We start from the raw sequence: 1,708 nt of genomic DNA on the forward strand, positions 1-1,708 counted from the left end.
CGAAGGACTCATCCGCGCCGCGGAACAGGGCCGCGAAGTCCTCTACACCAGAACCGAAACGACCCAAGACAGCACCACCACGCCACGCTCAGATCGCGAATAACCAGCCGTAACAACCGTCTCGATGGCCACAGTCAGTGGTGCCCGCGCCGGATCCTTCATCCTGAGCGGCCCCGAACGTCAGCTACGCGAGCGTGTACTCCAGCTTCTTGCGCGTTCTTGCGCCATGCCGAGACGGCCGCCCGCCACTACGGCATCGACCCCCGCGCGATCCTCGTCGAGGTCGGTCGCCGCAATACGACGGTGCGCACCGGTCACGGGCACTGGGGGAGCAACGCGGGTGGCCGACGGGAGTTGGCACCCGCGCTCCCTCCACGGCGACCGCGGGCTCCTCGCGCAGGGCTGCCCTACGACAACTCGGGCCGGCATCTACCACCCCCATCGAACACATGATGATCAGAACCGATCAAGGAGAGGCGCATTGCCATTCACCCTCAGCCATGCCGCCGCCGTGCTCCCAGCACTCCGGCAGACCGGCACGGCACGCGGTCCACTGGTCGCCTCGGCGCTCGTGGCCGGGTCGTTCGCGCCGGATATGACGTACTACGCCGACAGTCTGATCCCGGGTGCCATGGCCTTCGGTGAGGTCACCCACGCGCCGTCGGGGGTGCTGACCGTGGATGTGCTGGTCACCGTGGCCCTGGTCGGCGGCTGGCTGCTGGTACGCGAGCCGCTGATCGCCTTGTTGCCCCGCGCGTGGCGGAGCCCGGTCCACACCTTCGTCCGCGGCCGGCCCCGGCGACCCCGGGGGATCCGCGAACTCCTCGCCCTGGCGGCCTGGTTCGTGGTCTCCGCGGTGCTCGGGGCGACGACGCATGTCGTCTGGGACGCCTTCACCCACCCGGGCCGTTGGGGCACCCGGCTGGTGCCCGGCCTGGACCAGGTGGTGGGCGGCCTGCCCGTTTACACCGTCGTGCAGTACGGCACTTCGGCGCTCGCGGCGGCGGCGCTGGGGTGGTTCGGGTGGGCGGCCCTGCGGGGGCGGGGCGGCGGCACCCGCGGCGGCGTGGCGTCCGGGGCGGCCGCGGTACCGGTGCTGACCGTACGGCTGCGGCTGCTGCTGACCACCCCGGTCCCGCTGTGCGTACTGGCCGGCGCCGTGCATCGGGTGGTGCGGGCGCACGCCGTTCACGGTCCCACGGTGCACTGGCTCGGATACCTCCCGACCGTGCTCTTCGGCGCGGGTGCGGGCCTCATCCTCGGGCTGGTGCTCTACGGGGTGGCCGTGCGGCTGGTGCACCGCCGTACGCGCCGCACCGGGGCAGCCCGCGGCGGCGCCACGGGTCAGTTGCCGCGCCCCGTGAGCCGGTCCGCAGCCCCGACGGTGTCCCCGTCGGCGCCCTCGACGGGCGTCCCGTCCGCCGCGGGGACGACGGAGTCCGGCGCCCAGTGACGCCGCCCGGGGTGCCGCCGGGCCCCTGTGCCTGCTGCGCCGCGCCGGGCTACTCGGCGAGGGCAGGGTCGGGCTGCGGCATCGGGGCCGGTGTGGCGCGCCGGGCGGTGCGCAGCGGACAGGTTGCCCGATGGGGCACTGGACACCGTTGTCGTACCGGCCAGGGGTCTGGCGTGCCCGGAGCCGGTACGGGGGTGAGGGTCAGGTGTGCTGTGCCCCGCGTGCCAGGAGCATGAGGGCGTCGACGAGTTGCTC

1 protein-coding gene and 1 pseudogene are annotated in these 1,708 nt (G+C 73.2%); both read left to right on the plus strand.

Going from position 1 to position 1,708, the window contains the following annotated elements; all coding sequences use genetic code 11:
- Positions 1-213: 213 nt before the first annotated feature.
- A pseudogene (locus AB0C96_RS43005) lies at positions 214-294 on the plus strand (hypothetical protein); the annotation flags it as partial.
- Between the two features lie 187 nt (positions 295-481).
- Positions 482-1,453, plus strand: a complete 972-nt coding sequence (locus AB0C96_RS43010) for a DUF4184 family protein (RefSeq protein WP_362925750.1) — start codon at positions 482-484, stop codon at positions 1,451-1,453.
- The last annotated feature ends 255 nt before the right edge of the window (positions 1,454-1,708 follow it).

The organism is Streptomyces sp. NPDC048506, from assembly GCF_040651315.1.
In the GTDB taxonomy this organism is placed as follows: domain Bacteria; phylum Actinomycetota; class Actinomycetes; order Streptomycetales; family Streptomycetaceae; genus Streptomyces.